Genomic DNA, 259 nt, shown 5'->3' with positions numbered 1-259 from the left:
CGAAGAGTACGCCACGGACGCTCTGGATGCCGGCCTCGACGTACTGCTGGAGAAACCTCTCGCGCACTCGATCGAGAGCGCGAAGCGCATCGTCGAGGCCGCGAACGCCGCGGACGGGTTCTGCATGGCGGGGTTCAACAACCGGTACGCCAACCCCGTCGAAGTGATAAAGGGGCATCAGCGGAACGGCCGGTTCGGCGACATTCGCCACATCGAGGCGAATTACATCCGTCGGCGCGGCATCCCGGGACGCGGTTCC

1 protein-coding gene is annotated in these 259 nt (G+C 65.3%); it reads left to right on the top strand.

The window, feature by feature from the left end; translation table 11 throughout:
• Window positions 1-259 (top strand): Gfo/Idh/MocA family oxidoreductase (locus tag SM755_RS23885; protein ID WP_323174867.1); only part of this gene is annotated, 259 nt, incomplete at both ends.

Source organism: Natrialba sp. PRR66 (assembly GCF_034808065.1).
Taxonomy (GTDB): Archaea; Halobacteriota; Halobacteria; order Halobacteriales; family Natrialbaceae; genus Natrialba; species Natrialba aegyptia.
Note: the sequence above shows the minus strand (reverse complement) of the source record. Positions and strands in the feature narration are given on the sequence as shown.